General features: G+C 70.6%; 18 protein-coding genes. 11 read left to right on the forward strand and 7 right to left on the reverse strand.

All coding sequences use genetic code 11. The annotated features are described in order from the left end of the window. Positions 1-15 precede the first annotated feature (15 nt). The 3 genes from ACGFZN_RS26440 to ACGFZN_RS26450 all read left to right on the forward strand — a co-directional run bounded on the left by ACGFZN_RS26440 (position 16) and on the right by ACGFZN_RS26450 (position 2567). On the forward strand, positions 16-1095 hold the full coding sequence (locus ACGFZN_RS26440; protein WP_393860966.1) for a Gfo/Idh/MocA family oxidoreductase: 1080 nt from the start codon (positions 16-18) through the stop codon (positions 1093-1095). After that, on the forward strand, positions 1095-1607 hold the full coding sequence (locus ACGFZN_RS26445) for a heme-degrading domain-containing protein (RefSeq protein WP_393860967.1): 513 nt from the start codon (positions 1095-1097) through the stop codon (positions 1605-1607). The genes ACGFZN_RS26440 and ACGFZN_RS26445 overlap by 1 nt, the downstream gene beginning before the upstream one ends. An 87-nt stretch (positions 1608-1694) precedes the next feature. Continuing rightward, complete coding sequence (locus ACGFZN_RS26450; protein WP_393860968.1) at positions 1695-2567, forward strand: LLM class F420-dependent oxidoreductase; 873 nt, start codon at positions 1695-1697, stop codon at positions 2565-2567. A gap of 166 nt (positions 2568-2733) precedes the next feature. On the opposite strand, the gene ACGFZN_RS26455 is transcribed toward ACGFZN_RS26450, so the two are convergent. From ACGFZN_RS26455 to ACGFZN_RS26465, 3 genes are all read right to left on the reverse strand, one after another. After that, the gene (locus ACGFZN_RS26455; RefSeq protein WP_393860969.1) at positions 2734-3591 is read right to left on the reverse strand and encodes a fumarylacetoacetate hydrolase family protein; all 858 of its coding nucleotides are present in this window, start codon (positions 3589-3591) and stop codon (positions 2734-2736) included. Positions 3592-3734: 143 nt separating this feature from the next. Continuing rightward, complete coding sequence (locus tag ACGFZN_RS26460; RefSeq protein WP_393860970.1) at positions 3735-4478, reverse strand: YidC/Oxa1 family membrane protein insertase; 744 nt, start codon at positions 4476-4478, stop codon at positions 3735-3737. 91 nt (positions 4479-4569) lie between these two features. Beyond that, positions 4570-4896 (reverse strand): DUF6412 domain-containing protein, encoded by a 327-nt coding sequence (locus ACGFZN_RS26465; RefSeq protein ID WP_393860971.1) that lies wholly within the window; start codon positions 4894-4896, stop codon positions 4570-4572. A 127-nt stretch (positions 4897-5023) separates the two neighbouring features. Between ACGFZN_RS26465 and ACGFZN_RS26470 the strand changes: the two genes are divergently transcribed. Further along, positions 5024-5860 (forward strand): serine hydrolase domain-containing protein, encoded by an 837-nt coding sequence (locus ACGFZN_RS26470; protein ID WP_393860972.1) that lies wholly within the window; start codon positions 5024-5026, stop codon positions 5858-5860. Positions 5861-5948: 88 nt separating this feature from the next. Here the strand turns inward: ACGFZN_RS26470 and ACGFZN_RS26475 are convergent, their stop codons facing one another. Continuing rightward, positions 5949-6476 carry a winged helix-turn-helix transcriptional regulator gene (locus ACGFZN_RS26475; protein ID WP_393860973.1) on the reverse strand — a complete coding sequence of 176 codons (528 nt, stop codon included), beginning with the start codon at positions 6474-6476 and terminating at the stop codon, positions 5949-5951. Positions 6477-6625: 149 nt separating this feature from the next. Between ACGFZN_RS26475 and ACGFZN_RS26480 the strand changes: the two genes are divergently transcribed. The 4 genes from ACGFZN_RS26480 to ACGFZN_RS26495 all read left to right on the forward strand — a co-directional run bounded on the left by ACGFZN_RS26480 (position 6626) and on the right by ACGFZN_RS26495 (position 14260). Beyond that, positions 6626-8032, forward strand: coding sequence for an MFS transporter (locus tag ACGFZN_RS26480; protein ID WP_393860974.1), 1407 nt, complete (start codon positions 6626-6628; stop codon positions 8030-8032). 274 nt (positions 8033-8306) lie between these two features. After that, complete coding sequence (locus ACGFZN_RS26485; RefSeq protein WP_393860975.1) at positions 8307-9782, forward strand: beta-1,6-galactanase; 1476 nt, start codon at positions 8307-8309, stop codon at positions 9780-9782. Between the two features lie 93 nt (positions 9783-9875). Further along, entirely contained in the window at positions 9876-10886 is a 1011-nt protein-coding gene (locus ACGFZN_RS26490) for a hypothetical protein (RefSeq protein WP_393860976.1), read from the forward strand. A gap of 224 nt (positions 10887-11110) precedes the next feature. Beyond that, on the forward strand, positions 11111-14260 hold the full coding sequence (locus ACGFZN_RS26495) for a DUF3427 domain-containing protein (protein WP_393860977.1): 3150 nt from the start codon (positions 11111-11113) through the stop codon (positions 14258-14260). A 13-nt stretch (positions 14261-14273) separates the two neighbouring features. Here the strand turns inward: ACGFZN_RS26495 and ACGFZN_RS26500 are convergent, their stop codons facing one another. After that, complete coding sequence (locus ACGFZN_RS26500) at positions 14274-14927, reverse strand: ATP-binding protein (RefSeq protein WP_393860978.1); 654 nt, start codon at positions 14925-14927, stop codon at positions 14274-14276. Between the two features lie 212 nt (positions 14928-15139). On the opposite strand from ACGFZN_RS26500, the gene ACGFZN_RS26505 reads away from it, so the two are divergent. Beyond that, positions 15140-15985 carry a helix-turn-helix domain-containing protein gene (locus ACGFZN_RS26505; protein WP_393860979.1) on the forward strand — a complete coding sequence of 282 codons (846 nt, stop codon included), beginning with the start codon at positions 15140-15142 and terminating at the stop codon, positions 15983-15985. Further along, positions 15985-16185 (forward strand): DUF397 domain-containing protein, encoded by a 201-nt coding sequence (locus ACGFZN_RS26510; RefSeq protein ID WP_393860980.1) that lies wholly within the window; start codon positions 15985-15987, stop codon positions 16183-16185. Before ACGFZN_RS26505 ends, ACGFZN_RS26510 begins: the two co-directional genes overlap by 1 nt. Positions 16186-16410: 225 nt before the next feature. Here the strand turns inward: ACGFZN_RS26510 and ACGFZN_RS26515 are convergent, their stop codons facing one another. Then, positions 16411-16890, reverse strand: coding sequence for a DUF2267 domain-containing protein (locus tag ACGFZN_RS26515; protein WP_393860981.1), 480 nt, complete (start codon positions 16888-16890; stop codon positions 16411-16413). 254 nt (positions 16891-17144) lie between these two features. After that, positions 17145-17570 (reverse strand): Hsp20/alpha crystallin family protein, encoded by a 426-nt coding sequence (locus ACGFZN_RS26520; RefSeq protein ID WP_393860982.1) that lies wholly within the window; start codon positions 17568-17570, stop codon positions 17145-17147. 170 nt (positions 17571-17740) lie between these two features. On the opposite strand from ACGFZN_RS26520, the gene ACGFZN_RS26525 reads away from it, so the two are divergent. Further along, complete coding sequence (locus ACGFZN_RS26525) at positions 17741-18043, forward strand: hypothetical protein (protein WP_330339730.1); 303 nt, start codon at positions 17741-17743, stop codon at positions 18041-18043. Positions 18044-18218 lie beyond the last annotated feature (175 nt).

Here is an 18218-nt window from a genome sequence, read left to right on the forward strand (position 1 = left end):
GCGAAAGTGGACGGCATGACAGGACGCACGACTGCCACCCCCCTCCGCGTCGGCCTGATCGGCTACGGCCTCGCCGGCTCCGTCTTCCACGCCCCGCTGATCGCCGCCACCGAGGGCCTCGCCCTGGACACGGTGGTCACCTCCAGCGCGGAGCGGCAGCAACAGGCCCGCGCCGAGTTCCCGGACGTGCGGTTCGCCGCCACCGCCGAGGAGCTGTTCGACGGCGCGGACGAGCTGGACCTCGTCGTCATCGCCTCCCCGAACAAGACGCACGTCCCGCTCGCCGCCACCGCCCTCAAGGCCGGACTGCCGGTCGTCGTCGACAAGCCCCTCGCGGGCACGGCGGCCGAGGCCCGCGACCTCGCGGCCCTCGCCGAGGAACGCGGCCTGCTCCTGTCCGTCTTCCAGAACCGCCGCTGGGACAACGACTTCCTGACCCTGCGCCGGCTGATCTCCCAGGGCGACCTCGGTGACGTATGGCGCTTCGAGTCCCGCTTCGAGCGCTGGCGCCCGCAGCTCAAGGGCGGCTGGCGCGAGTCCGGCGACCCGGCAGAGATCGGAGGTCTCCTCTACGACCTCGGCAGCCATGTCGTCGACCAGGCGCTGGTCCTCTTCGGCCCGGTCACCGAGGTGTACGCCGAGACGGACGTCCGCCGGCCCGGCGCCGAGACCGACGACGACACCTTCATCGCGCTCACCCACGCCGGCGGCGTCCGCTCCCACCTCTACGTCTCCGCGACCACCGCCCAGCTCGGCCCCCGCTTCCGGGTCCTCGGCTCCCGGGCGGGCTATGTGAAGTACGGCCTCGACCCGCAGGAGGCGGCGCTGCGCGAGGGCCTGCGCCCAGGCCCCGGGTGGGGCGCCGAGCCGGAGTCCCTGTACGGCCGTATCGGCGCCGGGGAGTCCCCGCTGACCGGCGGCGGCACGCCCGTACCGACCCTCGCCGGCGACTACCCCGCCTACTACGCGGCCGTCGCACGCGCCCTGACCGGCGCAGGACCCAACCCGGTGACCGCCCTGGAGGCGGCCGCCGCCCTCGACGTACTCGAAGCGGCCCGCACGTCGGCCCGCGAGAAGGTGACGGTGACCCTCTGATGCCCCACCAGCAGCACCATCCCCAGGTCACGCCCAGGACCACTCCCGAACTCACGCCGTCCGTCGAGGAACTGGAGGCGCAGGAACGCCGCCTGGTGTTCCGGCAGTTCACCCACGACGACGCCTGGGCCCTCGGCTCGCTCCTGGTCGAGCTGGCCCGGGAGCGCCAGGCCCCGGTGGCCATCGACATCCACCGGGCCGGCCAGCAGCTCTTCCACGCCGCCCTGCCGGGCTCCACCCCGGACAACGACGCCTGGATCGCCCGCAAGCGCCGGGTCGTCGAGCGCTACGGCGCCTCCTCCTACCTGGTCGGCGCCCGCTTCCGCGCCAAGGGCACGACGTTCGAGGACTCCTCCCGCCTCGACCCGGACGCCTACGCGGCGCACGGCGGCTCGTTCCCGATCACCGTGGAGAACGTGGGCGTGATCGGCGCCGTCACGGTCTCGGGCCTGCCCCAGCTACAGGACCACCGGTTCGTCGTGGAGGCGCTGGAGCGGTTCCTGAAGGTGTGACACCCGCCGGGATTACGTGAGGGATCCCTCCCGTTGGGAATGGCTGCAGACGTTGACGATCACAGCCCCACCCGGAGGGAAGGCCCCATGAGCACCCCGAACGCGTTGAAGGACAGGATCGGCCGGTACGGCGTCTGGAGCATCGGCCTGCGTGCCGAGGACCCCGCGCGACGCGGAGAACTCGCGGAAGCCGCAGCCGAGTTGGAGCAGCTCGGCTACGGGGCCGTCTGGCTGGGCGGCAGCAGCGCCGCCCGGCACGCCGTACCGCTGCTGGAGGAGACCCAAACCCTCACCGTCGGCACCAGCATCCAGAGCATCTGGGACTACGACGCCGAGACCAGCGCCGCGTCCTTCGCCGAGGTGGACGCGGCCCACCCCGGCCGCTTCCTGCTCGGCCTCGGCGTGAGCCACGCCAAGCTCGCCGACCAGTACCGCCGGCCGTACTCGGCCCTGGTCGCCTACCTCGACGCCCTCGACACGGCCGGCGTCCCCGCGGACCGCCGCGTCCTCGCCGCCCTCGGCCCCAAGACGCTGGAGCTGGCCCGCGACCGGGCGGCGGGCGCGGTGCCGTACCTGGTCACCGCGGAGCACACCGCCCAGGCCCGCGAGATCCTCGGCCCGGGCCCGCTGCTCGCGCCCGAGCTGAAGGTGGTCCTGGAGACCGACCCGTCCCGGGCCCGCGCCCTCGCCCGCGAGACCCTCGCGATGTACCTCGCCCTGCCGAACTACACCAACAACTTCCTGCGCCTCGGCTTCACCGAGGACGACCTGGCCAACGGCGGCAGCGACCGCCTCGTCGACGCGGTCTTCGCCTGGGGCGACGAGACCCGGATCCGGGACCGCATCCACACCTTCCACGAGGCGGGCGCGGACCACGTGGCCCTCCAGATCGTCACGGGCGGCGACCGGAACGCCCTCCCGAGGGAGGAATGGCGCACACTCGCTTCTCTCTTGGGGTGAGGCGAAGCGCCCCGAAGGGCCGCGGGGCCGTATCGACATGCGGCTCCGCCGCGATGGGGGTCCCCCCGGGTTCGAGCGAAGCCGAGAACTTGGGGGAGCGACCAGCCACGAACCACCCGCACCCGGCGACGAACCCGGAGTTCCCCGGCGCTGGCCAGCGGAGCGCCTACGCGTCCTTCAGCTCCTGCCGCTGCCGCCCGAGCCCCGCGATCTCCAGCTCGACCACGTCCCCGGCCCGCAGGTACGGCTTGGGTTCGGGCCGGCCCATCGCCACCCCCGCCGGCGTCCCCGTGTTGATGACGTCGCCGGGGTACAGCGTCATGAACTGGCTGACGTAGCGCACGACTTCACCGACCGGGAAGATCTGCTCGGCCGTCGTGCCGTCCTGCTTCAGTTCGCCGTTGACCCACAGCTTCAGCGACAGGCTCTGCGGATCGGGCACCTCGTCCGCCGTCACCAGCCACGGGCCCAGCGGGTTGAAGGTCTCGCAGTTCTTGCCCTTGTCCCAGGTCCCGCCGCGCTCGATCTGGAACTCCCGCTCGGACACGTCGTGCGCCACCGCGTACCCGGCGACATGGGCGAGTCCTTCTTCGGCGGAGCCGAGGTAGCGGGCGGTGCGCCCGATGACGACCGCCAGTTCCACTTCCCAGTCGGTCTTGGCCGACCCCCGCGGGACGAGCACCGTGTCGTTGGGCCCGACGACGGTGTCCGGCGCCTTGAAGAAGACGACCGGCTCGGCGGGCGGCTCGGCGCCCGTCTCGCGGGCGTGGTCGTGGTAGTTGAGCCCGATGCACACGATCTTCCCGATGCGGGCCAGCGGCGGCCCGATCCGCAGTCCGGTCGCGTCCAGCGCGGGCAGCTCGCCGGACTCGGCCGCCGCCCGTACCCGGCCGAGCGCGCCGTCGTCGGCGAGGAGCGCGCCGTCGATGTCGTCCACGAGGCCCGACAGGTCCCTCAGGGTCCCCCCGGCGTCGAGCAGCGCGGGCCGCTCGGCCCCTGCCGTACCGACTCGCAGCAGCTTCATGGTCACCATCTCCCTCGATCGCGGACGCCCGGACCGATGGGTGCAGCCATCGGAGGACTGGTCGATCCTCCAATTCACCGGTCCACTAGGCAAGACCCTGTTCACGTACTGGACCCCACCGCCCTGTGCTCTGCCGATGTCCGCTACCGGTACAGCACGGCCCGCTCGGCCGCGCTCCACGCCGTGCTGGTGACGACGTAGAGCGCGGCGGCCAGCGGGACGACCGCGACGGTGACGAGCGTGAAGAAGGACAGGAACGGCATGGCCTTGGTGACCGCGCCAAGCCCGGGCGCCTGCTCGCCGTCTGCGCCGACGCCCTCGACCGGGCCGGCCGCCGTCATCCGCTGGGCGCGGCGGTAGTTGAAGGTGGCGACGGCCGCGACGACGGCGAACAGGCCGAGGTAGACCAGCCCGGCCGGGCCGAACACCCCGCCGCCGGCGAGGGCGTCGGCCCAGCGCCCGGCGAGGGGCGCCGCGAACAGCCGGTGGGCGAGCAGGCCGTTGCTCGCGCCGCCGATCGTGGTGCTGGAGAAGAGGTGGTACAGCAGGAAGAAGGCGGGCGTCTGGAGCAGGCTGGGCAGGCAGCCGGACAGCGGCGAGACGCGTGCCTCGGCGTGGAGTTCGAGCACCGCCTGCTGCAGCCGGCGCGGGTCCTCGGCGTGCTTGCGGCGCAGCTCTGCGATGCGCGGCTGGAGTTCGGCGCGGGCCCGCTGCCCGCGGGCGGCGGCCCGGGACAGCGGGTGGACGAGGAGCCGTACGAGCGCGGTGAACAGGACGATCGCGGCGGCGGCCGCGCAGCCGTGGAAGAGCGGCTGGAGCAGGCCGGCGAGGCGCTCGACCAGCTCGGCGAACACGGAGAAGACGGGGAAGACGGAGAAGACGGACATGGGTGAGCCCTCCGGAGGTCTCGTCGTGCCGGAATGACGCGGAAAACGGCATGACGACCCGCGCGGGGTCACCTACGGGAGTGCGGGTGCCCTACGCGGCGGTCGCCGGAAGGGCCTGTCCGGGCGCCCTGGGCCGGCGCCGGCCGGGCGCGTCGGGATCGCGCTGCGGCAGGAAGGCCGTACGCCGGGCCCGGTCGCGGATCGCCGTGCGCACCCGGGTGGGCGGTACGGCGGGCGCGCTGCGGGCGGCGATCAGCGCGCAGGCGGCGAAGGCGGCCCCGGCCGCCGTGGTCGCGGCGAGCGCGACGGTCGCGGAGAGGTTGCCGGCGTCGAGCAGCAGGACCGGCAGCACGAGGAGCGGCAGGAGCAGGAGCAGCAGCGGGGCGAGCGCACGCGGCCGTGCGAGACGTCGGACCACCACCCGTCTCCCCCTCTCCCGGTCTCGACCCTCCCGCGGGCTCGACCTCCCCGCGGGCTCAACCACCAAGGCCTGCTTGCCCTCTGTCTCCTTGTATACCTGATGGCGGACACGTGAAGGGCACCGCATGCCTCGCATTCCCACCTGCGTCCTCACCGACGCCTCTCCCGCGCGCGTCACCGACGGCCACGCCGTGGACCGGTTCGTGGAGATCGGCTCCTTCACCAAGGTGCTCACCGGTACGGCGCTCATGCGCATGGCCGCAGCGGGCCTGCTCGACGCCGACGACCCCGTCGAGCGCTGGCTCCCCGCCGTACCCGGCACCGGCATCACCCTGCGGCACCTGGCCGCGCACACGTCCGGCCTGCCGCGCCTGCCGCCCGGAGCGGTCCGCCTCCGCGATCCGTACGCCGCGTTCGACGCCGGCGCCCTGCACCGGCTGCTGGGCCGCCTGGACTCGGTCGTCGTCCGCCCGCCGGGACGGCAGGAGGAGTACTCCAACCTCGGGTACGCCGTCCTGGGCGCCGCGCTGGCCGGGGCGGCCGGCGCGCCGTACGAGGAACTGCTCGCCGAGCACGTGCTGCGCCCGCTGGACGTCCGGGAGGTGAGCGCACGGCCCGCGCCGGACCAACGACTGCTCGCCCCGGGGCTGTTCGGCAGGGGCCGGCGGCCCTGGACCATGGACGGGGCGATCCTTCCGGCGGGCGGGCTGTGGGCGACGCCGCGCGCGGTCGCCGACCTGCTCGTCCGGCTGGTGATCGAGCGCCGGCTGGGCGATCCCGCGCCCTCGTGGCAGACGGCGGGGCCCGTCCACTGGCACAACGGCGCGACCCGCCACGCGTCGGTCTTCGCCGGGGCTCGCGCGCAGGACGGCCGCTGGGTGGTCGTCCACCGGCTGGGCGGCGACTCGGACGCCACCGACCGGACAGGCATCGGCCTGCTCCGGGAGACGGGCGCCGGCTGAGGGGCCGGGCGGGCGCCGGCTGAGGGGCCGGGCGGGCGCCGGCTGAGGGGCCGGGCGGCGCCATCTGAAGGACTGGAGGGCTGGAGGGTCAGGCGGGTTCCGTCTCCAGCGGCTCCAGCAGCCGTTTCGGCTTCAGCAGGGCCCGGCTGACCGGATCCGCCGGGTCCGGGTCGAGGCCGGGCCCGGGCTCCATGACCACGTCCCCGACCGGCACGACGCCCCCGCACGCGGGACATTCGCCGTACGGGCCGAGTTCCGTGCCGCACTCGTTGTGCCGGAAGTAGCGCAGCCGCGCCTCGGTGAAGTGCTCGCGACCCCACAGGCCGAGCGCGCGCAGGGTGGGCCACAGGGCGATGCCGCGCTCGGTGAGGACGTACTCGTCGCGCGGCGGCGACTGCTGGTACCGCCGCTTCTCGAGGATGCCCTCGGCGGTCAGGGTCTGCAGCCGGGCGGCGAGGACGGCGCGCGGGATGCCGAGGTGGACCAGGAAGTCGTTGTACCGCCGGATGCCGTAGAGCGCGTCGCGGACGACGAGCAGCGTCCAGCGCTCGCCGACGATCTCGAGCGCGCGGGCGATCGAGCACTCCTGCGACGCGTAGTCCTTGCCCAGTGCCATGCCGTCCACTGTAACCACTTTCCAGGCATAGGTTCACTGACCGAACTGTGGGTGTTACGGTGGTGCGGTCAGGTCGGTTCAATGACTGAACCTTTGCTCCGCTCCGCCGCTCACCCCGGCCGCAGCCCCCGGAAGGACAGGACCACACCATGACCGGGCTCGACGCCTCCACGACCACCGCATCCGCCGCCCCCGCCGTACGCGGCGCCACCACCCGGGACGCCCCCGTCCGCCCCCGGGCCACGCTCGCCGTGACCAGCGCGGCCACCGCCGTCACGCTGATGACGTACACCGCGCCGATGGTCACGCTGCCCGGCACCGCGACCGCCCTGCACACCCCGCTCTCCGCCCAGGCCTGGCTGCTGAACGGCACCCCGCTCGGCCTCGCCGCCGTACTGCTCGTCGCCGGCAGCCTCGCCGACGACTACGGCCGCCGCCGGATCTTCCTCGCCGGCACCCTGGCCCTCGGCCTCACCACCGCGCTCGGCGCCTTCTCCACGTCCACCTGGCAGTTCACCCTCGCCCGCATCGCCCAGGGCGCGGCGAGCGCGGCGATCCTCGCGAGCAGCCTCGGCCTGCTGGTCGCCGCCTTCCCGTCCCCGCGCGGCCGGCTGCACGCGACCGGCGTGTGGGGCGCCTTCGTCAGCGGCGGCATCGCGGTGGGCCCCCTGGTGGCGGGCGCGCTGCCGAGCTGGCGGGTGGCCTACGGCGTGCTGGGCGCCGCGGCCGTCGTCCTGGCCGCGCTCGGCACCCGCGCGCTCGCCGAATCACGCGCCCCGCGCGGCGGCCGCCCGGACATCCCGGGCGCCCTGACCTTCGGCCTGGCGCTGGTCGCCCTGGTGGCGGCCCTGACCCTGGGCCGCGACGGCTGGCTGCGCGCCCCGGTCGGCCTGCTGCTGGCGGCCGCGGTCGTCCTGCTCGGGCTCTTCACCGCCGTGGAGCACCGGACGCGTACCCCGATGATCGAGCTGGGCCTGCTGCGCCACACCCCGTTCCTGGCCTCGGCCGCGGGCGGCCTGTTCACCGGGCTCTCGGTGATCGGCATGTTCAGTTTCCTGCCGGCCCTGTTCCAGCAGGTCCTCCACCTGTCCCCGATACGGACGGCCTGGCTGCTCCTGCTCTGGTCCGGCCTGAGCTTCGCGGTCGCCCTCCAGGTCAAGCACCTGGCCGGCCGGATCGCCCCGCGCGCCCAGCTCGCCGTCGGCTTCGCCCTGCACGCCGTCGCCGTCCTGACCATGATCGGCGCCCTCGCCTCCGGCTCCTGGACCCGGCTGCTGCCCGGCCTGGTCATCAGCGGCATCGGCAGCGGCCTGCTCAACGGCGCGCTGCCGCTGCTGGCCGTGGACTCGGTCCCGCGCGAACGGGCCGCGATGGGCTCCGGCGCCCAGCAGACCCTCCGCTACATCGGCTCCTGCGCCGGCGTGGCCCTGACCATCGCCGTCGCCACCTCCTCCCGCACCCTGGCGAGCGGCACGGACACCGCACTGCTGGTGTCGGCGGGCCTGGCACTGGCGGGCGCGGTGCTGGTGGGGGTGCTGCGGGAGCGGCGGCGCTAGCGGGACCGGGGCGAGCCAAGGCGACGGGGGCCGGGGCGACCGCGGCCGGGCCGACCGGGGCCGGGGCGACCGGGGCCGGGGCGACCGGGCCCGGAATCTCCGTGGCGCACGGACCACAACTGGCCTTATCCACAAGGAAGTCGGATACGAACTCGAAGGACGACACCTCTTCCTCAACGGGTTTGAGAAAGGCCTGCCGGAACCCTCGACAACCCCGTCCGCCACCCCCGATGCTTCCTGCTGCCGGAGCCGCAACGGAGAAGCGGAGACCCCCATGATCCGACGCAGAACCCTGTTGGCAGCAGCGGGCGGCGCCGCCCTGGGCAGCGCCCTGGCCACGGGCACGGCGCGGGCGGACGCGACGATCGCCGTCGACCCGTCCGCCGCCTACGGCACCTGGGAGGGCTGGGGCACCTCGCTGGCCTGGTGGGCGAACGTCTTCGGAACCCGGGACGACTTCGCGGACATCTTCTTCACCACGAAGACGACGACGTACAACGGCACTCCCCTGCCCGGCCTCGGCCTGAACATCGCCCGCTACAACCTGGGCGCGTGCAGCTGGAACAGCGTCAACGGCGAAACGATGGCCGTCTCCCCCGACATCCCGCGCTTCAAGCAGATCGAGGGCTACTGGCAGGACTGGACGAACGAGGACCCCACGTCGTCGTCCTGGAAGTGGACGGCGGACGCGACCCAGCGCGCGATGCTGGTCAAGGCGACCCAACGGGGCGCGATCAGCGAGCTGTTCGCCAACTCCCCCATGTGGTGGATGTGCCTCGACCACAACCCCTCCGGCGCCGCGGACGGCGGCAACAACCTCCAGTCCTGGAACTACCGCCAGCACGCCTCCCACCTGGCGTCGGTGGCGCTGTACGCGAAGCAGAACTGGGGCGTGGCCTTCAGCACGGTGGAGGCCTTCAACGAACCCTCGTCCTCCTGGTGGACGGCCACCGGCACGCAGGAGGGCTGCCACATGGACGCGACGGTCCAGGCGGCCGTACTGCCGCACCTGCGCAGCGAGTTGGACAAGCGGGGCCTGACGGCGACGAGGATCTCGGCGTCCGACGAGACGAGCTACGACCTGGCCCGCACCACCTGGAACTCCTTCTCCGCCACCACCAAGGGGTACGTGGACCGGGTGAACGTCCACGGCTACCAGGGCTCGGGCGGCCGCCGGGACCTGCTCTACACCGACGTCGTCACGACGGCGCACAAGGCCCTGTGGAACTCGGAGACCGGGGACGGCGACGCCACGGGCCTGACCCTGGCCGGCAACCTGCTGTACGACTTCCGCTGGCTGCACCCGACGGCGTGGGTGTACTGGCAGGTGATGGACCCGAGCGCGGGCTGGGCGACGATCGCGTACGACGCGAGCACCCTGCAGCCGGGAGCGGTCCAGACGAAGTACTACGTGCTGGCCCAGTTCACCCGCCACATCCGCCCGGGCATGACGATCATGGACACCGGGGCGAGCTACGCCGCGGCGGCCCTGGACAGACCGGCGAAACGCCTGGTCATCGTCGCCGCGAACACCTCCTCCTCGGCCACGACCCTGACCTTCGACCTCTCCCGCTTCTCGTCGGTGACCGGAGGCTCGGCCGGCCTGGTCCCCCGCTGGAACACGGTGACGACGGGCGGCTCCGACCTCTACACCCCGCACACCGACACCCATCTGTCCGGCACAACCCTGTCGGTCCCCTTCGCCCCGAAGTCGATCCAGACACTCCAGGTGGACGGCGTGACGGTGTGAACGCGGCCGGAGCCACACCGTAAAGGACGCCCTAAGGGGACCCTGACCTGCACTTACCCCCTCGAGACAGTGCTCGGCAGTACGGTGTCCCCCATGCGCCCCGACACGCCTGCCGAGAACGTCGACCACACCGCCGAAGCGGCACGCCTGGAGCGGACCGCCGGACTGTATCCCGAGGACGCCGAGGCCCTCCTCCTGCGCGCCGCGGCCCACCTCGAACTGTCCGGCGACCGCCCCGCGGCCACCGCGCTCTACGACCGCCTGCTGTCCTCACCGGACGGCCTGGAGAACCCTGCGCTGGTGCGCGCCCTGAAGGCCTCCAACCTCTGGGAGTACGACCACGAGGCGGAGGCCAGGGCGATCATCGACGGCATCCGCGCGACGGCGCCCCGGGACCCGGCCCCCTGGGTGATCGTCGCGGAGTCCCTGGAGTCGCACGACGAGCTGGAGGCGGCGGAGGAGACCTTCACGGAGGCGGCGCGCCTCCTCCTGCCGGCCGAGGAGGCGCCCCCGCCCGCCACCCACCCCCTCCTCTACGGCCGCCACCGCGTCCGCCGCATGCGCGGCCTCCCGCACGACGACTGGGACGTCCTGGCGGACACCCTCCACACCTCCCCGGTGTCCCTGGACGAGCTCCACGACCCCAAACGGGTCTGGTCCCTCGGCTCGGACAACCCGGCGGAACTCGCCGCGGAGATCTCCCGCCTCCGCGCCGAACTCGGCGCCTACCGCGAGGCCCTCTCCCGCCCCTTCCCGGTCGCCATCCTCCACTGGCCGGCCCCGGAACTCTCCGAACTCCTCTCGGCGTACCCCACCCTGTCCTCGGAGTACCCGTCCCACGAGACCCACCTGGCGACCATAGAGTCCTCCCTCCGCGAACTCTCCTCCTCCGGCACCCCCAACCTGGGCATCGTCACCGGCACGGTCCCCTCCTACGAGGCCTTCGCAGCCTCCGAGGGCGCCTCCCCGGCAGACGCGACCCTGCTCCCGCAGTACGCGACGACGCTGGCCGCGCGGGGCCGGGCCGTGGCTTGGCCGCCGGGGAGGGGGGCGGAGTGCTGGTGCGGCTCGGCCCGTCCGTACGAGGGCTGCCACGGCGCATAACCCCGCCACCCACCTGGCCCCCACGTCCCCGGGCCGCCCGCTCGCTTCTTACCCGTGCTGGAGCGGCCCGGGTCAAGCGGGCGGCCTACGGTCGCTGCAGAACCCCGGCGACCCAATCGCGTCCCGACACGCAGCCTCCGTCTGTCAGTAGTTGCTGTTAGAACTGATCCCTATCGGCGCGCAGGGGGCGCCCGGGCATCACGAAGGATCAGGGGGGAGCGGTCATGTCGGAACCGATGGCCCAGTCAGAGCCGATCGCTGGCGTCTACGAGAAGCTGATCACGGATGACGTACGCGATGAGCTGGCGCAATTCGAGGCGGCTGGCTGGAAAGCCATCGACGCCGAGGTCAGCCCGGACTCCGCTCCCCACGTCCTGGCTCGGCACATCGGTGAAGCTGTCGGCCGAAGGCTCGCTGAAGTCCCCGCCCAGGATCGCGTCAAAGTCGCGAACCGCATCCTCGATGCACTGGCCGCTACACACACTCCAGAGTCGAGTGAAGCCGAGGCCCTCAGCTCCATTATCGAGGGCCCTCGCCAGCTTCTGACTCTCGCCCGGCAGGAAGCTCCAGGTGTGTACGCCTTGCGCCCCTTGACGCCGCTGTCCGAGACGTCGCTCATCACCAACTCCCCAGAGGACCTCAGCCTCGGTTCCGAACTCAGGGCGGAGCTGGCTACGGCAGACCGCATCGATCTGCTCTGCGCATTCGTGAAATGGTATGGCCTTCGCGTCCTGGAAGACTCCCTGCGCGCCGCGAGAGAGCGGGGCGTGCCGATACGCGTCATAACGACCACCTACATCGGCGCCACCGACCGCCACGCGCTCGACCGTCTGGTCCGCGACTTCGGCGCCACCGTCAAGGTCAACTATGAAACGCGTTCGACCCGATTGCACGCGAAGGCCTGGCTGTTCAGGCGCAAGACGGGCTTCGACACGGCTTACGTCGGCAGTTCCAACCTTTCGAAGGCGGCACTGCTCGATGGGCTGGAGTGGAACGTACGGCTGTCGTCCGTGGCGACGCCGGCCGTGCTGAACAAGTTCGAGGCGACCTTCGACGCGTATTGGAACGACACCGCGTTCGAGACGTACGATCCCGATCTCCACGCCGCCCGCCTCGATGAAGCGCTGGCCCAAGCCAGTGGCACCAGCGCCGGCGCCGACCTCAAGATCAGCCTTTCCGGTCTAGAGGTACGCCCTTATCCCCACCAGCGGGACATGCTGGAGCGGCTCACCGTCGAGCGGGAGATCCGCGGACGGCATCGCAACCTCCTGGTAGCAGCGACCGGCACCGGGAAAACGGTGATGGCTGCCCTCGACTACCGCAGCCTGTGCCGCAAGTCGGAGAGCGGCCTACCGAGGTTGCTGTTCGTGGCCCACCGCAAGGAGATCCTCAAGCAGTCCCTGCGTACCTACCGTGAGGTGCTGGACGATGCCTCGTTCGGGGAGCTGCTCCACGCAGGGCAGGACCCACGCGAGTGGAACCACGTCTTCGCCAGTGTCCAGTCGCTCAACGTGCAGCGTCTTGAGCAGCTGGCGCCCGATCACTTCGACATCATCGTCATCGACGAATTCCACCACGCCACCGCCTCCACCTATCGGCGCGTGATCGACCACTTCACTCCGAAGGAACTGCTGGGCCTGACAGCCACCCCCGAGCGGATGGACGGACTCAACGTCCAAGACGAGTTCTTCGAGGGCCGGATCGCCGCCGAGATGCGGCTATGGGAAGCCCTCGAGAACGATCTGCTCTGTCCTTTCCACTACTTCGGAATCCCTGACGGCACGGATCTGACGAATCTCGGCTGGCAGAAGGGTTCGTACGCCGATCACGAACTCGGCAACCTCTACACAGGCAACCACGCCCGCGCCCGGATCGTGGTCAAGCAGATCCGGGACAAGGTTTCCAACCCCGGTGCCATGCGGGCGCTGGGCTTCTGCGTGACCAAGGCGCACGCCCACTTCATGGCGGACTTCTTCCGGGAGACCGGCTTCGCGGCAGTGGCGCTCGACAGCGACTCACCCTCAGACGTACGCGCCCAGGCCTTGTCGGACCTGCGTGACGGAAAGCTCCAAGTGATCTTCTCCGTCGATCTGTTCAACGAGGGGCTCGACATCCCTGACGTCGACACGGTGCTTCTCCTCCGCCCCACCAACAGCGCCACCGTCTTCCTTCAGCAGTTGGGCCGGGGCCTGCGGCGTACCGAAACGAAGCCCGTGCTCACCGTCCTCGACTTCATCGGGCAGCACCGGGCCGAGTTCCGCTTCGAAGAACAGTTCCGTGCCCTGACCAATCTGACGCGGAACCGGCTTCTTGACCACATCGAGCACGACTTCCCCCAGCTGCCGTCGGGCTGCCAGATTCTCCTGGAGGGCAAGTCGAAAGACCTCGTCCTGGACAACATCCGGACCCAGCTCGGCGCCACGGTGAAGACCCTGGTGAAGGAGGTCAAAACCTATGGAACGCCCCGCCTCGCCGGTTACCTGAGGGAGAGCCGCCGGGAGATCAAGGAGCTGTACAAGAGCGACAACGCCTGGACGACCGTGCTGCGCCGCGCCGGCCTGATCGATGAACCCGCACCCTCTGGAGAAGCTGCACTGCTCAAGCGGGTCCACGCCTTCCTGCACGTAGACGACCCGGAGCGCGCGCAGGCCTACCTCCGTCTCCTCCAGGACGACGCTCCTGCGTACGAGGAACTCAGCCCCACTGACCAGTTGTATGCCCGCATGCTCTTCTTCAACCTCTGGGACAACGCAGGCGGCTTCACCAGCTTCCGGGAAGGTCTGGAATCGCTGAGGGAGCAGCGAGTGTTCCGCGACGAACTGCGGCAAGTGATCTCGCACGTCATCGAGCAGGCCGACCATGTCCCCCTCCCTCTCTCCGGCCCGCTCAGCCATGTCCCGCTGAAGGTGCACAGCGCCTACAACCGCTCCGAAATCCTCGCCGCGCTCGGCGTGGCCCGCTTCGGTGGCCAGATGCCTCGCACCTTCGCGCAGGGTGTGCAGTGGGTGGAGGAGTTGAAGACCGACGCACTCCTCATCACCCTCGATAAGAACGAGAAGGACTTCTCGCCCACCATCCGGTACAAGGACTACGCGCTGAGCCCAACGCTCTTCCACTGGGAGTCGCAGAACTCAACCGCCGCCAACTCCCCCACTGGCTTGCGCTACCAGCACCACAAGGACCACGGCAGTCACGTCCTGCTGTTCATGCGGCGCTACAAAGACACCGACATAGGAAAGTCGCAGCCGTGGATGCTCCTCGGCCCGGCCACCTACGAGAGCCACACGGGCAGCAAGCCGATGGCGATCACATGGCGCTTGAAGCACGAACTACCGGCGGACGTGTGGACGTACTCGGCCATCACAGCAAGCTGACTCAGGCTGACGATCAGCGGGCTTCCACGTCGGCTTCAAAGTGGGTCTGCGCCCGCTCCAGTACCTCATCCGGGTCTCGTCCGTGCGCACCGAACCAGTGCAAGAGGTCGGCGATCACGCTGATCGCCGCCTCTTGGGCCACTGCCGTCCCCAGCCGGCCGACCGTGGCTCCTGTCGGCAGGTTCATCACATCGGCGTAGTACCGGAGAACGTTCGTGGCCCGGACCACGCGCGGGCCCGTCGTGTGCCCATCGGCCGTCTTGAGGTTCGTACGGAGCTCGCACCACGTCACCTTGCGCGCAGGGGCAAGGTCGACGCCCCACCGATCGGTGATGGCCTCGATGAGCGCCATGCCACGCCCCGTCTCCGCATCGGCGTCCGCGTGGACGAGTGTCGGAAGTGCACGAGGGTCGGGATCGTGGACTTCGATGCGCAAGCGCGTCCCGTTCATAGAGACCGCGAGTGTGGTCGGGGTTCCCGGGCCGACGTGTTTGATGACGTTGGCGACGAGCTCGCTGACGCACAGTTCGGCAGCCTCACTGAGGTCATGCAATCCCCAGCGCTCGACGTGCAGCCGCAGGATCCGCCGCAACGCGGCAACTTCTTCCAGCTCCGCTAGAAACGGCAGCCTCCACGCCCTTCGCGGCGTGCATCCCGTGCAGTCCATGACCTACTCCGCTCCCTCGCTCCCAACTGAAGGCACCCCGTGCGCTCAGTAACTTCATAACAACCAAGAGTTGCAGTGAGACTTCCAAAATGGAACTCTCATTCCGAGCGAGGAGGAGCACACGGGTTCACAACGCGCCCCGGCGCGCACCACCTTGCAGACCCCTCAGGGGGCGAGGACGATCTACCGCATCGACAGGAAGGGCCGTAGGCATGGGGGTTGGACCCACCACTCGTAGGCGTCAACTGGGTGCTGACCTACGTCGGCTCCGTGAGTCGAAGGGGCTGACCCTGGAGGAGGCGGGAGCCCGCGTCGGCATCTCGAAGGCGACACTCAGCCGGTATGAGACGAAGGGAGGCACGGTCAAGTGGCCGGCGGTCGACGCCCTTTGCCGCGAGTACGGCGCCACGGAGGAGGAGCGCCTGGCTCTGGTCGAGCTCGCCAAAGGCGCCAAGATCCAAGGCTGGTGGCGTTCTCTCGCCGACCCCGTTCCCGAGTCCATGAACCTCATGCTGACTCTTGAAGACGAGGTCGTGCGCGAGGACCACTACGCCTGTATGTACATCCCCGGCCTGCTCCAGACCCGCGCGTACGCCGAAGCCGTACACCGGGCCTCGGAGGTCCAGTGCCCGGAGCGCGAGGTCCAGCACATGGTCGACATCCGCATGAAGCGTCAGGAGTTGCTGGAGCGTGAGGAGCCACCACACATCTGGTGTGTGATCGACGAGGCCGCCATTCGTCGGCTGGTAGGTGGCCGACAGGTCATGCGGCAGCAACTGGAATACCTGCTCACCCAGGCTCAACGTCCGCACATCACTGTCCAGGTACTGCCGTTCGCACGCGGTGCGCACGCAGCGGCCGTAGGCAGCTTCGCCGTCCTGCGCGGCCAGGCGCGAGAACTCGACGTGGTGTACGTGGACCTCATCGGCGGCGGCCTCTTCATGGAGAAACCACAGGAACTGGATCGTTATAAGTTGGCGTTCGAATACCTCAGCGCTCAAGCGCTCGACTTCGAGTCGTCGGCCGAGCTCATTGAGCGGGTAAGCAAGGAGACTTGATGTCAGAGCAGCCGGAAGTTCACTGGTACAAGTCCTCTTACAGCGGTGGCAGCGGGACGGAATGCGTGGAGTGCGCGCATACCACCACCGGCACGCTCATACGCGACTCGAAACAGACGGAGTCCACACCGCTCCGCGTACAACCCAAGGCATGGCACGCCTTCATAAGCGCCCTGGCGCACAACACCCTCAGATGGTGACCGCGCCACGTGACCGAGCACGTGAGGCGGAGCTTGCCCTGAGGGGTTGCCGTAGGTCCGCGGAAAAGTGGGCGGCTTGGCGGAGTTGGGCCCCCGGGCGTGTTGCGTTCGCGTCGTTGGCTGGGGGCGCGGTCGCGGTGGGGGGCGACGGATGGATTGGCTGCCTTGCGGGGGAGGAGGGGCGCGGCGGGCGCCGCACGGGGTGGTGCGGCGCCCGGTGCCTTGTCAGGCCGTGGGGATCAGGTCCGCGCGGCCGAAGAGGAGGGCGTAGCCCGGGGGGAGTTGGGCGAGGAGGTCGGTGGTCAGGGGGTCGCCCACCCAGTCCGCGAGGACGCTGAGGACCGAGCTGACGTCCCAGCGGGCCGTCGCCGGGGTCGCGCCCTCGATGCGGGTGGCGACCGAGTCGACGAACTCCCTGGCTGTGAGGGGGTGGGTCGCGGGGATCTGGGAGGCGACCACGCGGCCCGCCTCCTGGGGGAGCGCCTGCACCAGGGCGACGCGTTCGTCGCCGGTCACATGGCCGCCCAGGGCCGAGAGGACGATGCGTGTCACGCGTTCCGCCTCCGCCCTCGTGGTGTACTGACCCGCTTCCCGCACCTTCTCGGTCAGTTCGTGCCAGCGTGCGGCGTCGGTGTCGCGGTCGCGGGTGACCAGGGGGGACGGGGTCGGGATCGTCGTTCTCGGCTGCGGGGTCGTCACGGTCATCGTGGTGGCTCCTCCTCCGGGCACTTCGATACTCGGCGGATCGCCGATCCGGGGATCGGCAGGTCGCGCCGCGAGGTATCGGGTGGGTGGGTCCCGAATACCCCGTTCTGCTGTTGTTATAGGTGCGATTCAGGCCAAGGCATGACCTGGGTGACTTGGGTGGTGGCCGTCCGGCTCGGCGCAGGGCGGCGCGTCCCGGGGCTCGCTGGGAGTCCGGGACGCGCGGTGTCGTCAGCCGGCCGGCGGGGCCGCCGTCAGCCGCTGATCTCCTTGCGGCCCGTGTCGCCGCCCGTGATCTGGATGCGGCGCGGCTTGGCCTGCTCGGCCACCGGGATGCGCAGGGTGAGGACGCCGGCCTCGTACGACGCGTCGATGCGGTCCGTGTCGAGGGTTTCACCGAGGAACAGCTGACGGGTGAACGTACCCGTCGGCCGTTCGGCGACCAGCATGTCCGCGTCCTCGGGAGCGGGGCTGCGCCGCTCCGCCCGGACGTTGAGGACGTTGCGTTCCACGTCCAGTTCGATCGACTCGGGGTCGATGCCGGGCAGGTCGAAGTGGACCAGGAATTCGTCGCCCGCGCGGTAGGCGTCCATCGGCATCGCGGACGGGCGCGTGGCTTCTCCGAGGAACTGCTGCGTGAGGCGGTCGAGTTCACGGAAGGGGTCCGTGCGCATGAGCATCACAGGTCACTCCTCTCCACGGGGCTGGTATGCGATGCCCTACGGCTCCTTCTTATATAACTCTCCGCCGAAAACTTGACAAGCCTCGACTCAGGTCTGAGGCGTGCGGTCGGCTGCGCGTTAGCCTCGGGATCGGACACAGCGCAAAAGAGGAGAAAGAGGAGGCTGTCGTGGCCAGGGTTCCCAGTGCGGTCGTCGCCGCGACCGGGCTCGTCGGTGGGTACGGCGTGGCCCGTTGGACCAAGAAGCGGCAGCTGGGCGGGGCCGTCCTGGCCGCCGCCGGGGTCGCCGCCGCCCAGCAGTGGCGGGCGCAGGCAGGCGGGAAGGCCGCCGGTGCGCTGAGCGCCGCCTACCTCGCCGCGTTCGCCGGCTCCCACCCGCTGGCCAAGAAGGTCGGCGCCTGGCCCTCCGTCCTCGGTGTCGCCGGCGCCGTCGCCCTCGCCTCCTGGGCCGTCGCCGACCGCAAGGCCTGACACCGGCAGGCCTGGGAGGCGCCTTCGCCGACTGTAAGACCCGATGTCGCCAGACCTGACGGACGCCGTCGCCGGCTGGAAGGCCTGATACCGCCAGGCCTGACGGACGCCGTCGCCGGTCAAGGGCTGGACCCGCCGGGCCCGGAGCCGCCAGGCCCGGAGCCGCCAGGCCTGA

This window comes from Streptomyces sp. NPDC048192 (genome assembly GCF_043202415.1).
Classification (GTDB): Bacteria; Actinomycetota; Actinomycetes; order Streptomycetales; family Streptomycetaceae; genus Streptomyces.

Bases quoted from the DNA above. Each gene is read 5' to 3' on its own strand.
- ACGFZN_RS26520 (WP_393860982.1), bottom strand. From the start codon at position 17,570: ATGCTCATGCGCACGGACCCCTTCCGTGAACTCGACCGCCTCACGCAG.
- ACGFZN_RS26445 (WP_393860967.1), top strand. From the start codon at position 1,095: ATGCCCCACCAGCAGCACCATCCCCAGGTCACGCCCAGGACCACTCCC.
- ACGFZN_RS26510 (WP_393860980.1), top strand. From the start codon at position 15,985: ATGTCAGAGCAGCCGGAAGTTCACTGGTACAAGTCCTCTTACAGCGGT.
- ACGFZN_RS26500 (WP_393860978.1), bottom strand. From the start codon at position 14,927: ATGGACTGCACGGGATGCACGCCGCGAAGGGCGTGGAGGCTGCCGTTT.
- ACGFZN_RS26505 (WP_393860979.1), top strand. From the start codon at position 15,140: ATGGGGGTTGGACCCACCACTCGTAGGCGTCAACTGGGTGCTGACCTA.
- ACGFZN_RS26485 (WP_393860975.1), top strand. From the start codon at position 8,307: ATGATCCGACGCAGAACCCTGTTGGCAGCAGCGGGCGGCGCCGCCCTG.
- ACGFZN_RS26440 (WP_393860966.1), top strand. From the start codon at position 16: ATGACAGGACGCACGACTGCCACCCCCCTCCGCGTCGGCCTGATCGGC.
- ACGFZN_RS26480 (WP_393860974.1), top strand. From the start codon at position 6,626: ATGACCGGGCTCGACGCCTCCACGACCACCGCATCCGCCGCCCCCGCC.
- ACGFZN_RS26470 (WP_393860972.1), top strand. From the start codon at position 5,024: ATGCCTCGCATTCCCACCTGCGTCCTCACCGACGCCTCTCCCGCGCGC.
- ACGFZN_RS26515 (WP_393860981.1), bottom strand. From the start codon at position 16,890: ATGACCGTGACGACCCCGCAGCCGAGAACGACGATCCCGACCCCGTCC.
- ACGFZN_RS26475 (WP_393860973.1), bottom strand. From the start codon at position 6,476: ATGGCACTGGGCAAGGACTACGCGTCGCAGGAGTGCTCGATCGCCCGC.
- ACGFZN_RS26495 (WP_393860977.1), top strand. From the start codon at position 11,111: ATGTCGGAACCGATGGCCCAGTCAGAGCCGATCGCTGGCGTCTACGAG.
- ACGFZN_RS26490 (WP_393860976.1), top strand. From the start codon at position 9,876: ATGCGCCCCGACACGCCTGCCGAGAACGTCGACCACACCGCCGAAGCG.
- ACGFZN_RS26460 (WP_393860970.1), bottom strand. From the start codon at position 4,478: ATGTCCGTCTTCTCCGTCTTCCCCGTCTTCTCCGTGTTCGCCGAGCTG.
- ACGFZN_RS26455 (WP_393860969.1), bottom strand. From the start codon at position 3,591: ATGAAGCTGCTGCGAGTCGGTACGGCAGGGGCCGAGCGGCCCGCGCTG.
- ACGFZN_RS26450 (WP_393860968.1), top strand. From the start codon at position 1,695: ATGAGCACCCCGAACGCGTTGAAGGACAGGATCGGCCGGTACGGCGTC.